Genomic DNA, 22799 nt, shown 5'->3' on the forward strand with positions numbered 1-22799 from the left:
CCAACGTGTCCGGCTGGCCCGCAAGTTGGAGGGCCACCGCCCGGCCGACTGGCCCGGCTCCGATGACGACGTGGGACGTCCCGCACATCGTAGTTTAGCCTTTGTTGCCGGCCACGGTCGAAGCCGGCTTGCGCCGGGTCGTGCGATAGCCGAGAAGAGCAATAGCCGTTTGCAGCAGGGCCAAGCCGGCAATTAACAACGTCAGTGTATTGTACCCCAGGTGAACCGAGACGATGCCGGCAGCGAAAGGGAAGAAATACAAGCCAAGGAAATAGGAAAGACTGAAGATGATCTGCACCAAGGTTCGGGACTGCGGCGCAGTCACGCGGACAGCTTCTGCCTGCATCAGGGGATACGATAGCCCGTAGGTTATGCCGGTCGCCAGCGATCCCACCGCATAAATAACAGGATGGCCCGGAGAGTAGTGGAAACCGAGAAGCGAAATAACCATCCCGCCCAGGAGTAGCGGCAAGATCCGATCGGCCGCACCGCGGCTCACGCGCGGACCAATTGCAAACCTGGAGCCGACTACGGCTATCGCCCAAGAGCCAAAAAATATTTCATACCGAAGACCGGAATTGTTCGCAAATGGAGCTTGGAGGTTTATCAACGTGGTGTAAATGCTTGCCGACAGCAGTACGAGTACAAAAAACATTGCGGAATTGCTGAAGAGAAGAGTGAAAAGCTCCCGTGCAAGCGAGGCGTGGTTGGGAATATCGGCGTCGCGGATGTTCGCCGCACGCTGCGCTGCCCACGATGACAATGCGGAAGCTGCCGTCGCCGCAAGCATTGCCAGAATGAACATGTCCAGCGTGCCCAAGCCGGTGAACCGGGCAAGCAGGCTGCTTAGCAGAGGTCCGCAGGTTACCCCTAAGGTTGAGAATGCAGAGTAGGCCATGAAACTCGATGACCGGTCTGCATCGCTTGAGAGGGCGGCAATGCAGATCGAGCCCACGGTGAAGTGCAGCGCCCATCCACCCGATTGCAGCATGTAGCTCAGGAAGTAGGGGAGGGTCGCGCGCACCCCCGAAAACTCGTTTAGGAGGATGGTCGCGCACCCCGCTGCATAGAGAAGGCCGCCGATAGGTGCAAGCCTTCGCACGCTAAAGTGCCGGGTGAGCGAAGGACTGATCAAGACTATTAGGATAGCGGTCGCCATGCCTGCTGCCGAGATCGAGCCAAAGAAGATCTCGTCTCGCCCAATCGACAACAGGTAAACTGGAAGCAGCGCAAAGATGCCCATCGCGAAGGAAATCAGGCATCTTTCAGCGATGAACATACGCCTATACCACAGAATGCGAGTACTGGCGGTTGAAATAGTGTGGCGGTTCATTCTGAATCCATGAAGTTGTGCGCTGTGTCGCCCAGAGCGATGTTGTATTGCAGGGCTATTCGGACGTTCCGTGCACGCATATCTTGCCGTGCTAAGAGCACGCGTGCGCAAGCCCTAAGTATCGCTTTGCTCCAACCCTCCATCTTGGCTGCCCGTGCCATGAACCACGACAGTCAGCCTGCTGCCCGCCTGACAAAAGAGATGGTCAAGATTCATGCCAGTTTGACCGATCGAGCCGTAGAAGGAGTTTTGTGGTTTCTTTTCAGTCGATTAGCCTGGAGAAGAGCTAGAGATCGGCTAAAGAGGCCCCTATCGTGAACTCGACAAACCCGACAGAACATGTCGGGCGCCGCCTTTGAGGCGGCTATGCCTGGCTTCGGTGAGTCACAACTACCATAAGGAGTTGAGAGACGGGGAGGGGCTCAGACAGGCCGCCGCGAGATGCGGTACGACACGATGCCGATGCTGCCGCGCGGAACGCGCCTGCGACCACGCATTATCCCGGTGGGGCGCAACAGCGATCGAACTTCGAGGCTAAATGCGGTCGGACGATACGCGCGCCTCAACGGCCGATCCCGAAGAGGGCCTCCACCGAAAAGCCAACGGCGCTGAGACTGGGCGCTGCCGCATCTGGGATCGGTGGTGGGGACCTGTAGCAGTGGGTCCATGCCGACCCGGTTTATATTAGCCCGGGGCTCCCATCGCGGACGTGGCGGTGCCTTAACCAATAGAGCCTCGCCCTATGGGCAGGCGATCATGCCCGGAGCCGGAAGTCTGCGGTCCGAAAATTTTTCTGGACGAAATGTGCTCGGTGCCGATTACACATCGCTGGCGCGTTAGCAAGCCGGCCTGCATTGCGATTATATCGGCCGCGATGGTCCGGTCACTTTCATCTTCGTCGGATGGGCAACAAAGGCGGTCCCCTTTCGCGTTCTGCGGCCGCCTCCTCTGCCGGTCAACGTTCCTTATTGCCGCATTCCAAGGCCTCAATTGATGTCTAGGATGAAGCGCCGATTAGGTGAACGGATAGGCCGTGCGTTGTGGGGATAGAGCGAGACAAATCGAGCAATATCCGCAGCGTCGACCTCTACCGGTTCTTTTGCCAACATCCATTCAACGCTCTCGGTGCAGGGCGGCGTCGTCAATGATCCCTCATAGGTCCAGTAGCTGAGCGAGGCCGGGAGAAGCCCGCTGGGATCGATATCGGCGGCCATTGACGCGCCTGGCCGCGCAGGAAAAACTGCTGCCAGGCTTGCAAAGCTGGCATTTGTCGCGCCTGGTCTCAGAAAGACTCCCAGGACGCCAAAGCTGTCGCTCTTTGTGTCCTTGTGAACGAAATGCGCTTCCATCGGGAAACTCTTGCCAGCTATGCGATGCTCGCTTGGCGTATGAAAATGGAATTGGATCAATTCGAAAGTACGATCCCCGCGGGTGAGCGTGCTGCCTCCCGGCGTATTGATTTGAATGGTATGCCCGTTATTCACCAACTTGCAGGGGCCCTTGTGCCAATCTACTGAGATACGCGGCATGTCGGCCTTGACGGCGTCGGTAATATCAATAGGTGACTGCTGCGTACCCGCCGAACAGACGAAATTCTTCCTGTCCAGATCGGCCCAGTGCTCGGGCCCCACCTGACCAGTGTATCCCCAATGGGCCCCATCCGCCCGCGCGGCCGCAGCGCAGATGAGGCAAACGCCCTGTGCAGCGAACCCTTTGATCAGGTGACGACGGTCCATATTGCTTTCCCTTCCTAACGCGAATTGATGCTCTTCCAATTGAAAAAAAGGCCATTGCGAGGACGCACGATCCAGCGAGTTGATCGGGTCCCGAAATTGGGCCCAAGCTAACCAAGCTTCACCCTCCAGCTTTCGAACCATGAGACGAATCTGGCTGCATCAAACCATCTCATCAGCTCTAACGCGCAGCCGCAACCAGCCTCTCGGCAAGTCTTGTCCGGCGAGCGATTATCTCTGATCCATCATAGGAAAGGTGACCGCTGTCCCGGTAAAGAAATTTGCCATCGATCTCCGTCTTGCATGCTGTGCCGTCGCACAGAAAGTCGTGATAAGAAATGACCTCTACGCCAGCCTTCAAGGCCACTTGATTCAAGAGCTCAAGAGTGCTGGACTGACTTCTGCGGTATTGTGCGACGTATATTTTACAGTCGCTGTAACGCCCGACAATAACAATTCCACGTGCCTTCCTCTCAAGACAATCACCGATGTCGATGTTCCCAACCGGTGGAGGAGCAAGAACGACCACTCGCTTGCCCAGGGCGCGAACGGCTTCGACGAGAGCCTTGATGCCATCAACGGCCTCTTCAATGGAAAGATTGACCTCGGTGAAAGTACCTTTGGTCCTCTTAAGCAGCATGAATTGATCCGGCGCCGCGACGCCAAACGGGCTTGAAATGACAACGGTCTTTATTTCGGGCCGAGCTTTCAAGATACGCAAAACGCTGTCATTGAAGCGAATACAGCTCTCGCCGAAGGCGCGGGAATAGGGGGACGCTGTCGACGGCTTTGAGAAACCGGCTATTCCGACAGCAGGCAGGCACGCGCTCATCGTGAGCTGAGCCAGTCCCGTTTCTCCGATTGTCTTGGCCAAGCCCGGAACCACCGCCATGGCAAATGAATCACCCCAGACCAGCAACTCGGGCTTGTCGGTCGTTTCGCAGTTGCGAGGGATTTCCTGAGGAGGCGATCCGGGCCTGAAATCGCACGCCGGTCCCAAACCCTCGTTGATCCGTCGGATATAGGCAAAGTCAATGTTGCTTTGGGTCGCCGCAATGGCGAGCGAGGGCGACAAGCCGAGCAGAACCGATACAGCGAGGAGACCCGAAGACAGCCGTAAACGGGACGTCGCATAGCCGCGCCGGAACGGCTCCTCCACGAAACGGTGAAGAACCCAGCTCGCGACAAATGAGAAAGCAACTGCCGCATAGATCGCAAGGGCAGGTGTATCTGCGAGCCAAGCGGCCCGGACAAAGCCGAGCACCGGCCAATGGATCAGATAGAGCGAGTACGAGACGTCTCCTATCCTCGCCATGCCTCGAACCGCCACATTATCTTTACTGGGTGCAAGCAGGAGAACCAGCGTTGCGAGACAAACCACAGCCGCACCCGCGGCCGGATGAGGGGAACCAATGGGGACAACGGCAATAAAGAGAAGCAATGTGAGCGCCGGTAGGCGCAGCTTCGAAAGCTTGGCAGCCACGTTGGGGCTGATGGGAAGCAAGGCACCGAATGAACCCAGGGCCATTTCCCAAAATCGGGCCGGCAAAAGAAAAAATGCGGCGGATGGATCGCGGGAGGCTAAATAAAGACATAGCGAGAAGCTGGCAACGAGGAGCACGCCTACACCGGTCAGCCACCATCTTCTCGGAGCCAAGGCCAAGAAGGCAGGGAGGAGCAAATAAAACTGCTCCTCGATAGCGAGTGACCAGAAATGCAGGAGGGGCTTCGTTTCGGCGGCGCCACCGAAGTAGTCGGATTGAAACCAGAGAACGATATTGGCAGTGAATGTGAGGGCCCCGAGAACCTGGTTTTGGAACCCTTTCAGCTCCACCTCCGACAGGAAGAAAGGCGCAGCGATCGTCGTGAGCGCGATGACGAAATAGGCCGCCGGCAACAGGCGTTTGGCACGCCGGTAGTAGAAATCCCAAAAACTGAACCGTGATTGCTCAACATGCGTCCTGACGAGGCCGGTGATCAGGAACCCCGAAATGACGAAAAAAACGTCAACGCCAAGATAACCTGCGGCACCCGGCCCAAGACGGGCGTGATAAAGAACAACCAGAAGAACGGCCAAGCCTCGCAAGGCCTGAATATCGGTTCGCAAATATCGCGGCATGGACTACCTGATATAGAGGTGACTTTTGCTAAAATGAGAGTGCCACGGCAGTGACGAAGACAACCGTGATTTCATCCTATCGGTTGATTCCCTCGCGTCACCGAATTCCCAAGTCTGGACGTCACTTCCATGCCAACGAGCGCCATTTGCATACGTGTGCTCGACGTGCTTTGAAACCAGTCAGATCGAGATTTGCCCCAATTCAGAAAATTCGAAAAATCAATTGTTTCGATGGAAATCATCCACACCGTGGATCGAGGGGTAGCTGCATCACGATTGAAGGGCAACTTTTTCTCTCACCATGGCAGAAGTGATTGCCTTGGCTGTTGCACATTCAATCATCTATTGTTGTATGCAGTCGACCACCCACCCGCCGAACCGCGGATTGGGGATCGTCTTTCTGATTTCCAGACAATCATTATGGTCGTGGGCTTTGTGGGTCAGCTCCTCACATCAGCCTGATGATGGCGTGTGGTAGCGCAGTTGCTCTCCAGTTTCATCTCGCAGGGGCCATCGTCGAGACGGGTACGAGAAGAACACGGGAGCAGAGTCTGATGAACCTTTTCCGGTGATGAGACATGGTGGAATTTGTTATGCTCTGTCGTGAGCGAACCGCTCAAAGAAAGCGAATCTCGCCTCAAATGTTTTCCGGCAGATAAATCTCAAACGGCAAGAACGTCTGCCATGGCGTCTCTGCAGTGCCTGTCTCGATTGCCCTGGCCATCAGCGTCACCAACTCCTGGCAAAGCAGGCGCAGGGGCGTGGCAACCGCCATCGTAATGATGTCGTCCGCGAGCGCTGCTCGCGACTCTGGCGTGATCTCGTTGACGATTGCCAGGAGATCCCGACCATCGCCCTCTTCCCGGAGTGCAGCGATGGCGCCCTCCGTGCCGCCGCCGGCGACATACAAGCCGACAAGTTCGGATTCGCGTTGTATGATATCGCGAGTGGCCTCGTACGTGGTTTGCCGCGTATCGACGTTCACGCGCGTGTCCAGCACCTCGAACWTCGGTGCTTTCTCACGAAAGTATGACCGAAAGCCGGTTTCTCGCAATTCGGGACCCTGAAAACGATGGCTGACGACCAAGACCGCCACCTTGCCCGGCCTTTTTGCAACCTTGGAAAACATCCAGGCGGCCGTCCGTCCAACCTTGCGGTTGTTGAGGCCCAGATAGCCCTCGCGCACGCCGGCGGCAAAATCGGAAAGCAGCGAAAAAACCGGGGTTCCGTTCGATTTGAGTTCTTCGACAGCTGCCGTGACGGTTGGATGATCCGGTGCCATCATCGCGATCGCGTGGCAGCGTTCACCCATGTCCTCGAGCAGCTCGACCAGGTCGCCAGGCCTATGCGACGGCGCGAATTCGACGACTGGAACGCCCCGGAAGGACTGTGCCGCGCTGACAGCAGCTTTGATCTCTCGCGCGAAATCCTGATAGAAATGCTCGGCCGGCATTCTGAGAATAAAGCCTAATCGGTACTCCGGCAAAATCCGCTGCGCGCGCTGCTGCATCAGACCAGCTGCGTTGTAGCCGATGGCGCGGGCCGCCTCGCAGACCCGTCGTGCGGTCTGTTCCCTCACCAGTCGACGGCCGTTCAAAACCCGATCGACGGTCGCTACGCTAACCCCGGCTTCGCGGGCGAGATCTGCAATTGTGGGGCGCTTGGTCATGATTCGAGTCTAACAGGAAGTCATGGGGAACATAGAGGACGGGTCACGGAATTTGACAGAATGTGTCAGTCTGCGTTGATGCCGGCGATGTCGCAGTAGACTCCTTCTTGGCCGGATTCGGCGATTACGGTGCATGCTCGTTGGCAGTTGGACGCAACTGCTGATCACCCATCGACCGAAAGAACAGATATGCAGCACGAGGTCTTTCAGGTCTCGGAGCCAAAAGGGATTGCCCCCCAAACTGCCCGATCATCAGGCGCCCCCCTCTCACGAGACGATCCGTCAAAGCGCGCCCCTGACGTATCCGCACCGGCAAGTGTTTTGTTGGGCGCAAGCAGCTTAACTTTCCCGGCGCCCACATACCATAGCAGCCTTTCGGCGACGGGCGAGTTCAAGAAGATTTCGAACAATCGCGGCTGCTTCGATACACGCCCGGAATTATTCCATAGCGTTTCAGCTTGTCGTAGAAGGTTTTGCGGGGCACCTGCAGAAACTCGGTCGTCCTCCTCACGTCGCCATCGCATTCCCGCAATGCGTTGCGGATAACGGCCGCCTCATAAAGACTAACCTTTTCGGAAAGAGAGAGACTTAATTCATCGCCTCTTTTTCCAGTGAGCGAATTCCGCGCCCCTTCAAGTCCCAATGCAACCCGATCCGCGAAATGCGCGAGTTCGCGGACATTGCCGGGCCAATCATGGCCCATCAGATGATTACGCGCGGCCGCGGTTATCTCCCACTCTGGCTTGCCGAAGCGTTTGCACGCTCGTTCCAGGAAATGCGCAAAGAGGATCGGGATGTCCTCACGCCGCTCGCGAAGAGGCGGAATATTGACCGTCACGACGTTCAGACGGAAATATAGATCTTCCCTGAAGTCACCGCGGGCGGCCGGATCGCTCAGATCAACCTTTGTCGCAGCTACGACACGAACATTGATGCTGCGGGTTTCGTTGGTTCCGAGTGGCGTGACCTGGCGGGTTTCGAGTACCCTTAGCAGTTTTATCTGGAGTGCAGGCGGCATCGACTCAATTTCGTCGAGGAATAGCGTGCCGCCATTCGCGTATTCGAGGCGACCGATCCTGCGCCTGTGCGCACCGGTAAAAGCGCCTGCTTCGTGGCCGAAAAGTTCGCTTTCGATGACACTTTCGGGCAGCGCCCCGCAGTTCAAAGCCACGAATGGCTTGGTGCTTCGTCTGCTCCAGCGGTGAAGCAAATCCGCGACCACCTCCTTACCCGTGCCGGTTTCACCCTCCACAAGGACGTCAACATCCGTATCGGCGATCTGTCGAATCGTTTCTCGCAGCCATGTCATACTCGGCGCGTTCCCTAGGAGAGGCATATCGCCCGCGGATCGGACGACCGCATCCCTGAGGCGCCTGTTTTCCAGGACCAGGTGCCGGTTTTCGGAAGCGCGATTCAGCGTCACCAAAAGCCGTTCGGTGTCATATGGCTTGGAGATGAAATCGTAAGCGCCGTCCTTGATGGCGGCAACGGCGAGTTCGACGTCGCCGTGCCCAGTGATGAGGACAAAAGGGATGTCCGGATCGATTGCTTTCACCCGGTCAAAGAGCTGAAGCCCGTTCATTCTGGGCATGCGGATGTCGCTGACGACGGGACCATTGAAGTTCTCGTCGATTCTGGCGAGTGCGGCCTCGGCGGAATTGACGACGATGGGGCTAAAGCCGGCAAGTTCCAGCATCTGCCCTGCAGCGGGCAGCAGATCATCGTCATCGTCAACGAAGATGACAGGCCCTTTTTCGCCACTCATTCGGCACGCCTCAATTCGATGGTGAAGGAAGTCCCCCTCTCGTCGCTGGCATCGAGTCGCAACGAGCCGCCGAGCTCGCGGGCGATTTCCTCTGAAATAAGCAGGCCCAGGCCGAGCCCCTTTTCCTTGCTTGTGGTAAACGGCATGAAGAGGCTCTTGCGAATTTCAGGGGCGAGGCCGGCACCGTTGTCTCGAACCGAAATGGTGACTGTTTCCTTGTTCTGAGCAAGTGCTATCTCGATCCGCGGCTCCGGCAGGCCCTTCAGGGCATCGAGCGAATTCTGCAAGAGATTGACCAGGATTTGCTCCAGCCGAACGCAACTTGCCACCACCGTCGGAGACGGATCTGTCCGTTGCCGTTCGATAGTCACTCCAGATTCGCGGATTCGGCCCGAAAGCAACGAAAGCGCCCCGTCGATCGCGTCCTCCGCAGATATTGGCCCCACGGAACCGGTTGCGCGGCGAGAGAACGATCGCAGCGTTTCGGTGATCGCCCCGATACGTCCCGTTATAGCGATGATCGATTTCAAATTCCTGGCGGTTTCTTGCGGCCTGTCGCCCCGCAGAAGACGCGATGCATTTTCGGCATAAGTGCGAATTGCTGTGACCGGCTGGTTAATCTCGTGAGCAACTCCGGCTGCGATCTGTCCAAGAATTGACAGGCGATTTGCCTGAGAGAGTTCTTCACATAACCGGCGCACCCTTGCCTCGGCATTCTCGCGCTCGGCGATCTGAGCTGCGAGCGCTTCGTTCGAGCGGCGGAGCTCTGCCGTACGCAAGTTGACGCGATGTTCCAGTTCCGCGTTCATGTGCGCAAGCGCCTGCTGTCGTTGTCGGATCGCCCGGCGCCGTCGAACAATAACGGCAACCGCAAATGCCACGAGCACGAGGGCAAGCAGTGCTGTCGCGCGGGCTGTCATCATCGCTGCGGAAATCTCTGCATCGGCAGGAATGAGCAGTGACAGCCGCCAACCTGGGACCACTTTGCCGAGATCCTGCGAAACCGTGACAAAGCCGGCTTCCTTGTCGACGGTACTTGCGGTGACCAGGTTGCCGCCGCGGTGCGAAAGCGGAACTGGCTCGAACGCCGCGCCAGGCAGCTGCAGATGATCGCGCGCGATTTTTGCCTCTTTTTTGGAAAGCGGGGAGAGAGCGCCAAAACGCCATTGAGGCACGCTCGTTGAAAGGACGACGCCCCGCTCGTCGCTCGTGAAGACCACGAACCCGCTCTTGCGCCAGCTCGACTCCACACGGTCGAGCTCGACCTTCACGACGACGACGCCGAGTGGCCCCTCCGGTCCATCGATCCGGCTCGACAAGAAGAGGCCTGGGCGCTTGCTAACGGTACCAAGTGCGTATTGCGTGGCCATGCCGGTCGCCATGGCTTCAACGAAGTAATGACGGAAACGGTAATCGCGGCCGACAAAACTGGTGGGCTCGCCGGCATTGCTCGCAGCAACCGCCGTCCCCTCACTGTTGATGACGTAGATGACCGAAGAGGCGGCCTCGTGCGCGATGGCTCGAAGCTTTTCATCCAGGGCAGCTTCCCCACCAGTGCCCGGACTGCGAAGTATCTCCTGGACCGCACCGTCACGAGCCAAGACGCGCGGAATCAATCGCTGCTTCTCGACATCTCCTTTCAAAGTGTCGGCTGCAAGTGGGCGCGCGGCAAGAGCACGATCGCGTAGGTCTGACGCAGCTTTGGTGCCGGCAATACGGCCGGCTGCAAGAACAAAAAAGCCGAGCCCGGCACCAAGAAGTGCAAACAAAACCGCAAGCCAGAGAAATCTGCCGGTGCCCAGTCTGCCAGGGAAGTTGAACGGGGCCTTATGCAAGCCACCCTCGCTGATGCCGTCGTTTACTACCGCGTTCGCCACCTTAGTGCTGGATTTCGCCAAATGGAACCGCCCAGTGCGGAAATTCACACATGTGGATGGGGCTCAACCTCCCTGAAAACATCCGAAATTGCGCGATCCGCTCGGCCTATCCGTTTGGCATATGTCTTGCGACGAACAGCGCAGCAGCGTTCGACCGGAGCGCAGCGGCCGGGAATAACCCGGGGAGGAGAGGCAGTGCCGAGATCCGGTCTGGGAGAGAGATTTATGTTGACCCCAAAAGGCCCCAACGCAAATGTCGCGCCTCGCAAGCCTTTCTATGCACGGCTTTATGTACAGGTGATTGCCGCCATCGGCCTGGGCGTCGTGCTCGGCCATTTCAACCCCGAAATCGGCGAAAACATGAAGCCGCTTGGTGACGCCTTCATCAAGCTCGTCAAGATGATCATCGCACCGGTGATCTTTCTGACCGTCGCGACCGGCATCGCGGAGATGCACAGCCTTCAAAAGGTCGGCCGGGTAGCCAGCAAGGCGATGGTCTATTTCCTCACCTTCTCGACGCTGGCACTGATCGTCGGCCTCATCGTGTCCAATGTCGTTCAACCAGGCGCCGGCCTCAACATTGATCCGGCCTCGCTCGATATCCAAGCCGTCAATCCCTATGCCGCAAAGGCCCACGAGCAGTCCGTGACGGGCTTTCTGATGAACATCATTCCGACCACGATTGTGGCGGCCTTTGCAGATGGCGACATCCTTCAGGTCCTTTTCTTCTCGGTCCTGTTTGGCATTGCGCTCGCGATGGTTGGAGAGATGGGCAAGCCGATCACTTCCTTGCTCCAGGCTCTCACCGTGCCGATCTTTGCACTCGTTGGGATCCTGATGAAGGCTGCCCCGATCGGCGCGTTCGGCGCCATGGCATTCACAATCGGCAAGTACGGCATCGGCTCCGTCGTCAATCTCGCGATGCTTGTCGGGACGTTCTACCTCACGGCCTTTCTCTTTGTGTTTGTCGTTCTCGGCGCAGTCTGCCGTTTCAATGGCTTCTCGATCGTTTCTCTCATCCGGTACATCAAGGAAGAGCTCCTATTGGTTCTTGGAACGTCCTCCTCGGAGGCCGCGCTGCCCACTCTCATGGAGAAGATGGAGAAGGCTGGCGCCAAGCGTTCAGTCGTGGGTCTGGTCATTCCGACGGGATATTCCTTCAATCTGGACGGCACCAACATCTATATGACGCTCGCGGCCCTCTTTATCGCCCAGGCGACGAATACGGATCTCTCGATCGGCGATCAGATCCTATTGCTGCTCGTTGCTATGCTTTCCTCTAAGGGGGCGGCGGGGGTTACCGGCGCCGGATTCGTCACACTGGCCGCTACTCTTTCTGCGGTGTCGTCCGTTCCGGTGGCTGGCATGGCATTGATCCTCGGCATCGACCGCTTCATGTCCGAGTGCCGGGCCCTTACGAACATCATCGGCAATGCCGTGGCAACGCTCGTAGTCGCCCGTTGGGAAGGCGAATTGGATCAGGCGCAGTTGGAAGCCGCGTTTGCAGGGCATCATCTTGCCGAGACATTGGCCGGCCAGCCACCCGTCCCGCAGCCGCCAAGTGAGGCCGCCTCGTTGCGACTCGTCTCGTCGCCGGATCGCTCACCACCACAGCACGGGCGAGCCGCAGACACCAAGCGAGGACTCACGGATTGATGAAAACAAACGCGCTGACGGCAGACCAATCGCGCTTGAGCAAACAACGTTCATCAATGTGCGCCGAGTTTTTTGCGTGGAACACCCTTCACCGGCACCGTGTCGATCATAGAGATTCAAACGAGTCGACCCCGGAGATCCAGTACGATGATCGGGAGGTCCTGGCCGGCTATTGGCGCGAGCGGTAGAAATACTGTGGCGCCGCATTAGCCGTCGTCGAAAAGCAATCTGGCGCAGTTAAACGCCGGTTCGCAACCAGCCTCCAATTTGTCGATGAACAAATGGCGAGGCATGCGTAAGCGAAGCATGGCCTTAGAAACAGACGGTATCATCGTGCACCTTTAAAACAATCGCGCGGATCAAGATGAAGTCGATAGCACAATTTTGCTAAAAAGAATTTTGCTTATACGAGGTAATCTGGTTTTGAATTACCTCAGATAAAATGTGACATTTCAACTTATAAATTGGAGGTAGCGAAATTGGCGGGAGCAAAACACTAGAAAGTTGAGGGCGGATGATTAAGCCCTCATGTCAACTGGAGAGGATATGTCGGGAACAAAACTAAAAAGCGTGCTTTCGTCGTTTTCGCAGGTGCCAGGGGAACTAAAGCCTTTGCCCTCCGATCGCCGTTCATTGGACGATAGCTGCGTCCGGTTGCATACGACCGAGAATCCATTTCCGATGCCGGAAGTCGTAATGCAAAGTGCAATTGCCGCCCTCGAGCAGCAGTATCTATATCCAGAACACGACAACATCGGCTTGAGAGAAGCGGCGGCTGATGCCTACGACCTCACCAAGGATCAAGTGATTGCCGGAAACGGATCATCCGAACTGCTGGGACTCATCTACAGAGCCTTCCTCGCCCCTGGCGACAGCGTGGCGATGCTATCGCCAGGCTTTTCGTTCAACCGCAAACTCGCCATGTTGCAGGGGGCTCAAATTCTTGAATTCGGATGCGGTCAATCTGATGTCCTGCCGGTAGAAGAATTGCTCTCTGGTCCCGCAGAAGGCGCCAAGTTCATTCTTCTAGCTAACCCGAACAATCCAACTGGAACATTCGTTTCGGTGGCCGATATCGAACGCCTCGCGGCGCAGTCGGATCGCCTGATTGTTCTGGATGAGGCCTATGTCGACTTCGCTCCGGATAATGGCCTGCGCCTTATCGATCATTATCCCAATATTCTGCTCCTGCGGACATTTTCAAAAAGCTACGCCGCCGCCGGTATCCGTATCGGCTTTGGATTTGGTCATCCCGAAATCATTGGACGGTTGCGCAACATCCAAAATGTTTTCAACATGAACGTGATCGGCCATGCGGTTGGCGTCAGCATCCTTGCGCATCGCGACGCCTATGAAGAGAACCACAGACACATCAAGCAGGAACGGGAGCGCGTATCCGTCGCGCTCTCGCAACTGGGATTTTCCGTAACGCCTTCGCATGCAAATTTCTTGCTGGCCCGCGTGCCGGCAGGACAAGACGGTAGGTGGTGGCAAAAAGCGTTGAAGCGGCGGAAAGTACTAGTCGCCGCGTTTCCAGAGTCATTTTTGAAAAAACATATAAGAGTAAGCATAGGCACAAGAGAACAAATGGACATACTGTTGTCTGAGGCTTCCGAAATTCTGGGAAGACCGAAGCAGTAACTAGAATTCAGTCGCCTGTAAAAACATTTTTATATCCCGCGGAAAGCGGTTGCTTCGCAGAAATATGTCGTTGCTCTGATCGCTTCGAGCCCGGTCCGAAGCAAGGACATTCTGCGTCAAAACGCCGGAGACAATAGAGTGAACAACGTCTTGCCTTGGAAGCCGACCTTCGGAATCTTCGATCACTTGGATGAGGACGGTCGCGACATCGTCCTACAATACGCCGATCGCCTCAAGCTGGCGGAGGCCTGCGATCACCTCGGCTTTTATGCATATCATCTTGCAGAGCACCACTGCACCCCCCATGGGAGAGGTGCGTCGCCAAATCTCTTCTTATCGAGCGTCGCACAGCGCACCCGCCAACTGCGTATGGGTCCGCTGGTGATGCTCCTTACCCTTTACCATCCGCTTCGGGCGTTCGAAGAGATCTGTATGCTCGACCAATTGAGTGGTGGCAGGGTGGAGCTCGGCGTAGGGCGAGGCTCACTCGCGGCCGAATTAGGTTATTTTGGGATTGGCGCGGACGCAGTGCCGGGCCGTTATTTGGAAGCCAGCGAAATCGTAATCGCCGCCATGAAAGGCGGGAAGTTATCCTATCGAGGCCGTCACTTTGAGCTGAATAGCGTTCCCTTGACGCTGAGACCCCGTCAGCGCCCGCGTCCTCCGACATGGGTCGCCACCAATCGACCCGAGTCGGCAGGTTGGGCCGCCGCGAACGGCGCAAACCTCGCGTGCGTGGGACATAGCTCCTCCGTCCGCAAAGTTACCGACGCCTTCCGCGCCAAGCGGGAGGAAACCACTGACAAAGGTAATCCGTCGCCATTGCTAGGATTGGTGCGCATGATCGTGATTGGGCGTTCTGACACACATGCCTATTCGATCGCGGCACCTGCTTATGAAACATGGCTCAAGAGCGTCAAGTTTCTTTACGACCTCAATGGCATTCCGACTCCACCAAACCTGCCGCTGACCTTCGAAGCAGCGATTGAAAGTGAACTGTGCATAGCGGGAACGGCAGCTTTTGTGCGGGACGCTCTTCTTGGTCAGTTGGAAGTTGCTGGGGCCAACTATCTTCTTTGCCAGCTCGCGTTTGGGGATCTGCCATTGGAAGCGTCTCTGTACACTGCAGTGACGATCCATTCTGAAATCATGACCCGATTTGGCTGACCATGAACCCGTGGCGCGGGGCGGCTCGAAGGAGTCGCCCGCGGCGTCTACCAGCAACTAGTCCGCTGACAAACCATAGCCTTGCAGCGCGTGGCCGCTATGCCTGCCTAGGTCGGACGCCGTTTCCGGACGATGATTAGAACTGGTTTCTGGGACGCGATACTTTACGGGACCACATTGCCCACGCTGCCAGCCCCCCGCTCAACGTCGCTGTTCACACAGACCTTTTGCCACTGCTCGTCTTGCATGCGGCAATCCACTGCATCGCCGAGGTTGGATCTTCCAATATGGCGGCCCGCTTCGCAAAGCCGTAAAAGGCAGCGCGGGCTACGCTTAAGGGCTTGTTCCCATCATAAGCGTCACAACATGCTTTAAGGGCGGTCTCGTGGATCAAGTCCCTGCGATCTTCGGGCCATTCATCGAGAAAATCGATGGCGTCCTCGAGGTTCGCAATCTCTTGAACGACATAGGCGGCACGCTTCACGAAAATAGGACTGCCGAAGACCTGCGCCTTCATTTCGTTTCCTCCCAACCCTGCTGAACGGCCACTTGCGAGGCGGACCTCATCGACAACCCGCCGACCATTGCAGAATGTGTTGTCAGCCCGATGATGCTTCAAGAGGAAAAGGCGGCAATTCATCCTCGGGAGGAACTGGATCGATCACCGGTCTATGCCGCAGAATTGGCCGCGTCGACAAATTTCGATCGTTCTGGCGGCCGCCGATGAACGGCGAACCCGGTCGCCCAAACCGGTCTTTCACCGCAACGAAGCGAAAGACAGCACGACATCGCCTGGCAGCGCGCCGATATAGGAAGCCGCAAGCTCAGGGCTGGATTAATCCAGCCCAAGCCTTTTCTTCAGTTCCGCATTTTCCTTGCGCAGACGATCCGCAAGCAGGCTCTTCAGCCGCTTGTTTTCTTCCTCGAGCGCGACGAGATCCTTCAGCTCGTCGCTGTCCGTTGCAGGCTTCGCCGCTTTCTTCCAAAGATAATATGTCTGTTCCGAGATGCCGGCCTGCTTCACCGCGCTCTTGATAGTGGTTCCATCGCCGATCGACGTCCCGATCTGAGCGAGCTTCAGGGCGCGCTCCTTTGCGGAGTAAACCTTGCGGCCCGTCAGTGCCGATGGCGGTGCTTCAGTGCTTGCGAATGTCGGCTTGGCGCCGTTCTTGCGGCCAGGTGCGTTCGGCTCAGCCTTTGGCTTTCTCGACTGCGGTGTTCTCGCCCTCGATTTTGACGTCTCCGCGTCGGCTGCCTTTTCGGTAGGAGTTACTGCTGTTTCGGTTTCCAAGCGATTTGCCATGAAATTCTCCATTTGCGGTTTGTGCAAAGGTTCAGCATCAATGGCCACGACAGTAGAGTCAACAAGCTGACGATTTGACGGCTGAATTTTCTGGAATTCCTCTGAAGTTTTGCCCATCGCCGCGGCGATGTCGAAATCGCCCCAAATGGAACGGGCGGTTTTTTGATAACGGCGCTTCTGTTTGACTTCCACGGTGAATGGTCGCGTTTGCCGCCTCATAGTTCCTTCCTGATGAGAAACGAATAGAAGAATGAAGTCGCCGGTCGGAATTCCTGGCGCTTCCTAGTTCGCGCGAGCTTTATCGCAAAAGTCCCTCGACGAGCAAGTGACACCGGTCGCGCCAGTGTTCGCAAGCGGGCCGAGCGCAGGCCTCCGCGCCAGGGCATTCGGCTCGGAAACGCGGGAGCGTCCGAAGCTGCAGGGCGGTGCAGTATGGGATCAAATGTCGCATCTTGCCGTCGGGGAACTCGGGAACTCTTCTTGAAATTGTTTAGCGTCTGCCCACAATCATCTGCCTGGGTTAGCAGGCGCGCTCACTGTGGCAGCTTGGCTTGAGCCGCGAGGCCGTGGTTGAGTGAGCTGAAGAGATCCAGCCTCGCGGCCGATTCCGAAGCTTTCCAATAATGGCGAAGAGAACATCTCCACTCGTACCCTTCCAGCACAAGACATTCCGTTCTCTGTGGTCGGCGGCCCTTGTTTCGAATCTTGGGACGCTAGTTGAAGGTGTGGCGGCTGCGTGGCTGATGACGAGTATTGCCAGCTCCCATGGAATGGTGGCGCTTGTACAAGCATCGACCACCTTGCCCTACATGATCTTCTCGCTCGCAGCCGGAGCGCTCGCCGATAACTTTGACCGTCGCCGGATCATGCTAATGGCGCAACTGCTGATGGTTTGCGTATCAGCGTCCCTGGCGCTCTTGACCTACGCCGGGGAAATCACACCCTGGACACTTCTGGGTCTCACCTTCCTGATCGGCTGTGGTTGGGCATTGCACGATCCGTCGTGGCAAGCCTCGATGGGAGATATCCTGCCTCGCGAAGACCTCCCAAGCGCAGTTGCGCTCAACGGCATGAGCTACAACCTCATGCGCAGCATCGGACCGGCGATTGGCGGCATAATCGTGGCGACCGCCGGGGCAGCCTTCGCGTTTCTCTTCAATGTATTTTGCTATGTCGCGCTGATCGCCGCCCTCTTGGGCTGGAAAACTGTGCCGGCGCGACGAGCGCTGCCGCGGGAGGCTTTCGGAAGCGCGATGGCGGCAGGATTCCGCTATGTGCTTATGTCGCCAAACCTTCTCAAACTGATGTGCCGGAGTTTCATTTTCGGACTCACCGCAGTCGTCATTCTGGCTCTCCTGCCGTTGGTTGTTCGCGAACAGGTTAAGGGCACTGCGGTCACCTACGGAGTCATGCTTGGCTTTTTCGGTCTGGGAGCGATCTGTGGCGCGCTCCTCATCGGACGAGCCCGCGAAGTTCTCTCCAACGAATGGGTTGTTCGCGGTGCGTTCTTTACACTGGCGATCAGCTGCTTGCTTCTGTCGTGGAGCGAGCACGTTTGGCTGAGCTGCCTCCTCGTCATGCCAGCCGGTGCGGCATGGATCCAGTCATTCTCGCTGTTTAACGTCACCGTTCAGCTTTCGGCGCCTCGCTGGGTGGTGGGACGAGCCCTCTCTCTCTATCAGACGGCCGCATATGGCGGCATGGCAGCGGGCAGTTGGCTCTGGGGCCAGTTAGCGGATCTGCAAGGCGTCTCGGGAGCCTTGCTCGTCGCAAGCCTGGTTCTTGTATTTGGCGGACTGCTCGGCGTTATTTTGCGTCTTCCGGATCTTGAAACGCTCAAACTGGATCCGACCAACACCTTCTGCGAACCAACACTGCAGCTTGACCTTCGACCACGAAGCGGTCCGATCATGATAATGGTCGATTATCGTATTCACCAGAAAGACGTTCCAGAATTTCTCAATGTGATGGCATCATGGCGAAAAGCCCGACTGCGAGATGGCGCCAGGCAATGGGCGCTGCTGCGTGACCTGGAAAAGCCCGAACTGTGGACCGAATGTTATCATGTGCCAACTTGGGTCGAATATGTTCGCCACAACAACAGGCAGACCCAAGATGACGCCGAAATCGTTGCGCGCCTTGAAGCCCTGCACTGTGGCGACTGCCCGCCCAGAATTCACCACAAGATCGAACGGCAAACCGTGAGCGTACATGACGATATGCCGCTCCGGCCCCATTTCGACAGGACTTGAGCGAAACCGCAAACCAATAACTTGGCTCAAGATAAGGCGGCGCCGGAAGCCCCGTTTGCTCAAAACGATGGAGCAGATCTTGGGCCAGCTATGCGCCAAGCGCGCAGCGTTTCTCGTCTTCGTCCATGAAGCTAACGCCCGGTCAAATTTCGGCGATCTATGCTACACCAATGGATAAGCGATCCTCGTCGGGCTTCAGCAAGTCCATGACGCGCGCTTTTCTGAGACGCCGCGAGGCTTGGACAAAAGTCACGGGATCTATCGCGAGCCTTTTTTCGTGAAAATCAAACGCCCGTCATGTGTGGTGGGCGATCTCGACATCGCACAGGCGCTCGATCTGCTTGTGCAAGGCCGGCAATGCGTCGGGTATCACCGTTCGGCAAAGCGCTTGCACCAATGCGCTGGCTCCTCAGAACTTCGCGCCTCAGATCTGTAGTCCGCTGCTTCGCAGGTGTCGAGTTGCTCATCGGGCGTGTCGTCGAACGAGGCGTGGTTGAGCCTGTAGAGTTTGGAATAGAGACCCCCCATTTCGATCAACTGGTCGTGCTTTCCGGATTCGGCGACTTTGCCATTCTGAAGAACAATAAGGCGGTCAGCGCCTCGGACTGTGGCAAGGCGATGGGCGATGACGAGGCCAGTGCGGCCTTCGAGGAGCCTGACCATAGCCTCCTGAATCAGCATTTCCGTATAGCTATCGATATTGGCGGTTGCTTCGTCGAGTACCAGAATCTTGGTGTTTGCGACAAGCGCACGGGCAAAGCTGATAAGCTGGCGCTGGCCCAGCGAGAGATTGCCGCCGCCTTCACACAGATCGGCATCGTATCCACCAGGAAGGCGCACAATGAAGCTGTGCGCACCGACCGCCATAGCGGCCTCGATAACCTCTTCCCGCGTGGCTTCAGCCCTGTGGTAGCGGATGTTCTCGAAAACCGTGCCGGTAAAAAGGAACGGCTCCTGGAGCACCATGGCGATCTGACCGCCAAGTGATTTCTGGGTGAGATCGCGCACATCATACCCGCCGACCAGCACCTGGCCCTCCTGAACATCATAAAAGCGGTGGACCAGGGCCATCGCACTGGATTTACCTGAACCGGTCGGCCCCACCAGGGCGACGGTTTCGCCGGGATTGACCCGAAACGACACGTTCTTCAATACCGGATGCTTGGGATCATATCCGAAAGTAACGTTCTTGAACTCGATCGAGCCGTCCATCTCGGGCGAAAGCACCGTGGCATTCGGTTTGTCCTGGACCTCAATCTTGACGTCAAGAACGTCGGTCAGTCGCTTTCCCGACGCCATCGCCCTTTGCATGATCGAATATTGCAAGGTGAGGGAGCGGATCGGATCGAAGAAGCGCTGGATGTAGAAGAGGAACGCGACCATCACACCCACATCGATGCGATCGCTCATCACCATTGAGCCGCCGATAACGATGACGACAGCCATGGCGACGCCCGTCAGGCTATCGACGATCGGCACCATGATCTGGCCGTATTTGGCGACGGCCAGGTTTGTCTTGAGATTGGCGCGGGCTTTGTCGTCATAGAGCGTTAGATTGACCTGCTGGCGGTCCAGGGACTGCACTGCCCTTACGCCATGAATGGCCTCGGCCAGCGCGCCGTTGGAAACCGAATTGGCCTCGTTGGCAGCCATGAAGGCGCCGCGGGCGCGCGGCAGCCAGAAGATGCGCACAATGAGGAGAACAGGCACCAGCGAAAACGTAAGGATCCCCAAGCGAACATCGAGCCACAGCATGACGAAGACGATGCCAAAGACAAGAATGATGTCGCCCAGACAAAACACCGAGGTTTCGAGGAATTCCTGCATGGAATTGACGTCGCCCTGCAGACGCGACATCAGCCGTCCCACCTCCGTCTTGTCCATAAAGGAAAGCGCCACGTCTTGCAGATGGCCGAACGTGGCGCGCCGAATATCGAACAGAACTTTCTCCGCCATTTTGTAGACCATGATCTCTTGCGTGCAGCTGGCGCCGAAATTGACCGAAATGGTGAAAAGGAAGGCGCAGGCGGCTCCGAGCAGGGTCGAACGATCGCCGCTTCCCGGCTGCATGCCGTGGTCGATAGCAAAGCGGATGATCAGCGGGACGAGAAGCTGCGTGCCGGTGAGGATCAACATCGCGGCAACCGAGACTATCAAGTTGGTGCGGTAGGGCCGCACGAACGCCCAAATGCGTCGGACAATATTCTTGTCAAACGCCTGCCCGAACATCTCCTCTTCGATGCGATGGGAACCGACGGCCGCATGGGGCGGACGCCGGTCGTCGCGGGTATCGTCGCGCTCCGTCTCGACTTCGCTACCCTGGAGCATCAGCTCACCCCCTCTTGGTTGGGGAAAATGTCATCAGAAGCGCGCGCTTGGAGATCGTAGAGGGCCTTGTAGCGTCCGCCCTTCGCCAGAAGGTCCCCATGAGTGCCACGCTCGATAATTTCGCCGTTCTCGATAAACAGGATTGTGTCGGCGTGCATGACCGAACTCAGCCGGTGGCCGATGATGATGGTCACGCGGTCCTTGGCAAAGTGCCGCATCGCGGAGCGAATGCGCTTTTCTGTGGCGGCATCGATCGCGGCAGTCGAGTCGTCGAATATGATGACCGACGGGCGCAGCATCATCGTGCGAGCGATCGCCAGGCGCTGACGCTGGCCGCCCGACAGGGATATGCCGCGCTCACGCACCACCGTTTTGTAACCAGCTGGCAACCGGAGAATATAATCGTGAAGCTGAGCCGACTCGCTCGCGCGCTCGATCCGCTGCGCGTTGGCCCAGGGATCACCATAGGCGATGTTGTTTTCGATCGTCGTGGTGAAAATGAATGCATCCTGCTGCACGACCGCGACGGCTCTGCGAAGCGTCGCCAGGGTGACCTCGCGGATATCCTGACCGTCAAGCGTGATGACGCCGCTGGCGACGTCGTAAAAACGAGGGATCAGATGAGCAATCGTCGACTTGCCCGCGCCGGGCGGGCCTACAATTGCAATGGTTTCGCTCTTGCGGGCTTCAAAACTGATATTCTTCAGAATTGGGCGGTTCTCTTCGTCCGGGTAGGCGAATGAAACATCGTCGAACCGCAAGGTGCCCTCGCTGATTTCGAGCGGTTTGGCGTCTGCTGCGTCCTTGAGCGGGATATCCAGGTCAAGTAACCCGAACAGGCGCGAACCACATGTCGAGGCTCGGGCAAAGCCATCGACAATCAAGCCTATCTGGCGAACCGGCATCTGGAGGACCGTCATGAAGGTAAGGAACGTGGCAAGTTTTCCGACGCTGATTTCGCCTGCGATGACTTTGTTGCCGCCGATCCACAGAACCAACCCCATGGCGAAAAAGAACGAGAAATTCATCGCGGAAATATTGCGCACGTAAATCTCGGCCCGTTCGTGCATGAGGCCAAGCGCACTCTTCGATGCGCGGTCGAACTTCAGCATCTCGTAGGCCTGCGCTGAAAACGCGCGGACAACCCGGACGCCGGTGAGATTTTCTTCCATTACACGGCTGAGGTCGCAAAGCCTCTCCTGCAGGTCAAGCCAGGTGGCGCGCAGCTTGATCTGTGTGATTGATGAGCGCCATCCGACGAAGGGCACAAAGCTCAGCGCGAGGAGACCAAGAACCAGGTTGATGGAGATCAGCATGTGGGCGCCGACCCCGATCAACATGACGAGCAGCACGGCGCGAACCAGAGCGGCAGAGAAGTACACACGCACGCCTTCCAGATCGAGCATGCCGATCGTGATCAGATCGGCTGAATGCGCCTGGTCGTGAAAAGAAAAGCTGAGCCGCTGGATCTTCTCATAAAAAGCGACCCGCAGTTCATACGCGACGTGATGTCCGACCGCCTCGGCAAAATAGTTTTGAGCCAGCGTGAAGAGGCCGCGCAGCACGCAAATGGCAAGCAGCAGCAGCGCCGAGGTCCGCAGCCCCTCTTGCGCTGCCGCTCCGCTGACACCCCCGCCGATGGCTGTCTGGGTCTGGTCTATGGCCTGGCCGAGGAGCTCGGGGATGAGCAATTGGAGCGATGCCGCAACGAGTGTCGAACCAATAGCCACGGTGACCTGCCAGGAGTGCCGCAAATTCATCCGGGTAATGCGGGCGATCGTGCTCAAGCCCTGGACCGGACCGGCCGCTTCTCCATTGGCGAGCGAATTCCCGGGCTTCGTCACGCCGCCGATAGCCTTACTGTTCGGGGGTGCATTCCAGTGATATTGGGCGGTTTGGAGGGCCTTGAGGCGCACGATTCCCACGTCAAATGCCCAGGACATGCAAAGCTGGTTG

General features: G+C 57.3%; 14 protein-coding genes. 4 read left to right on the forward strand and 10 right to left on the reverse strand.

Translation table 11 applies throughout. The annotated features are described in order from the left end of the window. Positions 1-94 precede the first annotated feature (94 nt). The 6 genes from LCM4577_RS20095 to LCM4577_RS20120 all read right to left on the reverse strand — a co-directional run bounded on the left by LCM4577_RS20095 (position 95) and on the right by LCM4577_RS20120 (position 10469). Complete coding sequence (locus tag LCM4577_RS20095; protein WP_157900482.1) at positions 95-1279, reverse strand: MFS transporter; 1185 nt, start codon at positions 1277-1279, stop codon at positions 95-97. Between the two features lie 1040 nt (positions 1280-2319). After that, on the reverse strand, positions 2320-3069 hold the full coding sequence (locus tag LCM4577_RS20100; protein ID WP_040971420.1) for a carbonic anhydrase: 750 nt from the start codon (positions 3067-3069) through the stop codon (positions 2320-2322). Between the two features lie 178 nt (positions 3070-3247). Further along, positions 3248-5185: an acyltransferase family protein gene (locus LCM4577_RS20105; RefSeq protein WP_040971421.1), complete on the reverse strand. Its 1938-nt coding sequence runs from the start codon at positions 5183-5185 to the stop codon at positions 3248-3250. A gap of 637 nt (positions 5186-5822) precedes the next feature. Beyond that, positions 5823-6854 carry a LacI family DNA-binding transcriptional regulator gene (locus LCM4577_RS20110; protein ID WP_071073069.1) on the reverse strand — a complete coding sequence of 344 codons (1032 nt, stop codon included), beginning with the start codon at positions 6852-6854 and terminating at the stop codon, positions 5823-5825. Between the two features lie 391 nt (positions 6855-7245). Then, positions 7246-8619 (reverse strand): sigma-54 dependent transcriptional regulator, encoded by a 1374-nt coding sequence (locus LCM4577_RS20115; protein WP_040971423.1) that lies wholly within the window; start codon positions 8617-8619, stop codon positions 7246-7248. After that, a complete protein-coding gene (locus LCM4577_RS20120; protein ID WP_244508388.1) occupies positions 8616-10469 on the reverse strand; it encodes an ATP-binding protein in 1854 nt (617 codons plus the stop codon). Before LCM4577_RS20120 ends, LCM4577_RS20115 begins: the two co-directional genes overlap by 4 nt. Positions 10470-10721: 252 nt before the next feature. Between LCM4577_RS20120 and LCM4577_RS20125 the strand changes: the two genes are divergently transcribed. The 3 genes from LCM4577_RS20125 to LCM4577_RS20135 all read left to right on the forward strand — a co-directional run bounded on the left by LCM4577_RS20125 (position 10722) and on the right by LCM4577_RS20135 (position 14960). Beyond that, positions 10722-12152, forward strand: coding sequence for a dicarboxylate/amino acid:cation symporter (locus LCM4577_RS20125; RefSeq protein ID WP_040971424.1), 1431 nt, complete (start codon positions 10722-10724; stop codon positions 12150-12152). Positions 12153-12698: 546 nt separating this feature from the next. Then, a complete protein-coding gene (hisC, locus tag LCM4577_RS20130; protein WP_040971487.1) occupies positions 12699-13793 on the forward strand; it encodes a histidinol-phosphate transaminase in 1095 nt (364 codons plus the stop codon). 138 nt (positions 13794-13931) lie between these two features. Next, entirely contained in the window at positions 13932-14960 is a 1029-nt protein-coding gene (locus LCM4577_RS20135; protein ID WP_071073072.1) for an LLM class flavin-dependent oxidoreductase, read from the forward strand. Between the two features lie 214 nt (positions 14961-15174). Here the strand turns inward: LCM4577_RS20135 and LCM4577_RS20140 are convergent, their stop codons facing one another. Both LCM4577_RS20140 and LCM4577_RS20145 read right to left on the reverse strand, forming a co-directional pair. Then, a complete protein-coding gene (locus LCM4577_RS20140) occupies positions 15175-15477 on the reverse strand; it encodes a DUF982 domain-containing protein (protein WP_040971426.1) in 303 nt (100 codons plus the stop codon). 318 nt (positions 15478-15795) lie between these two features. Then, on the reverse strand, positions 15796-16482 hold the full coding sequence (locus LCM4577_RS20145) for a transposase (protein WP_116390114.1): 687 nt from the start codon (positions 16480-16482) through the stop codon (positions 15796-15798). Positions 16483-16886: 404 nt separating this feature from the next. Here LCM4577_RS20145 and LCM4577_RS20150 point away from each other — a divergent pair, with 404 nt between their 5' ends. Further along, positions 16887-18515: an MFS transporter gene (locus LCM4577_RS20150; protein WP_071073076.1), complete on the forward strand. Its 1629-nt coding sequence runs from the start codon at positions 16887-16889 to the stop codon at positions 18513-18515. A gap of 369 nt (positions 18516-18884) precedes the next feature. On the opposite strand, the gene LCM4577_RS20155 is transcribed toward LCM4577_RS20150, so the two are convergent. Both LCM4577_RS20155 and LCM4577_RS20160 read right to left on the reverse strand, forming a co-directional pair. After that, positions 18885-20843 carry an ABC transporter ATP-binding protein gene (locus tag LCM4577_RS20155; RefSeq protein WP_083354789.1) on the reverse strand — a complete coding sequence of 653 codons (1959 nt, stop codon included), beginning with the start codon at positions 20841-20843 and terminating at the stop codon, positions 18885-18887. Then, positions 20843-22786, reverse strand: coding sequence for an ABC transporter ATP-binding protein (locus LCM4577_RS20160; RefSeq protein ID WP_083354790.1), 1944 nt, complete (start codon positions 22784-22786; stop codon positions 20843-20845). The genes LCM4577_RS20155 and LCM4577_RS20160 overlap by 1 nt, the downstream gene beginning before the upstream one ends. Positions 22787-22799 lie beyond the last annotated feature (13 nt).

This window comes from Mesorhizobium sp. LCM 4577 (assembly GCF_001854795.2).
In the GTDB taxonomy this organism is placed as follows: domain Bacteria; phylum Pseudomonadota; class Alphaproteobacteria; order Rhizobiales; family Rhizobiaceae; genus Mesorhizobium; species Mesorhizobium plurifarium.

Excerpts from the sequence above, each read along its gene's own strand:
- LCM4577_RS20095 (WP_157900482.1), bottom strand. The coding sequence starts at position 1,279 with ATGTTCATCGCTGAAAGATGCCTGATTTCCTTCGCGATGGGCATCTTT.
- LCM4577_RS20100 (WP_040971420.1), bottom strand. The coding sequence starts at position 3,069 with ATGGACCGTCGTCACCTGATCAAAGGGTTCGCTGCACAGGGCGTTTGC.
- LCM4577_RS20105 (WP_040971421.1), bottom strand. The coding sequence starts at position 5,185 with ATGCCGCGATATTTGCGAACCGATATTCAGGCCTTGCGAGGCTTGGCC.
- LCM4577_RS20115 (WP_040971423.1), bottom strand. The coding sequence starts at position 8,619 with ATGAGTGGCGAAAAAGGGCCTGTCATCTTCGTTGACGATGACGATGAT.
- LCM4577_RS20125 (WP_040971424.1), top strand. The coding sequence starts at position 10,722 with ATGTTGACCCCAAAAGGCCCCAACGCAAATGTCGCGCCTCGCAAGCCT.
- hisC (WP_040971487.1), top strand. The coding sequence starts at position 12,699 with ATGTCGGGAACAAAACTAAAAAGCGTGCTTTCGTCGTTTTCGCAGGTG.
- LCM4577_RS20140 (WP_040971426.1), bottom strand. The coding sequence starts at position 15,477 with ATGAAGGCGCAGGTCTTCGGCAGTCCTATTTTCGTGAAGCGTGCCGCC.
- LCM4577_RS20145 (WP_116390114.1), bottom strand. The coding sequence starts at position 16,482 with ATGAGGCGGCAAACGCGACCATTCACCGTGGAAGTCAAACAGAAGCGC.
- LCM4577_RS20150 (WP_071073076.1), top strand. The coding sequence starts at position 16,887 with ATGGCGAAGAGAACATCTCCACTCGTACCCTTCCAGCACAAGACATTC.
- LCM4577_RS20155 (WP_083354789.1), bottom strand. The coding sequence starts at position 20,843 with ATGCTCCAGGGTAGCGAAGTCGAGACGGAGCGCGACGATACCCGCGAC.
- LCM4577_RS20160 (WP_083354790.1), bottom strand. The coding sequence starts at position 22,786 with ATGTCCTGGGCATTTGACGTGGGAATCGTGCGCCTCAAGGCCCTCCAA.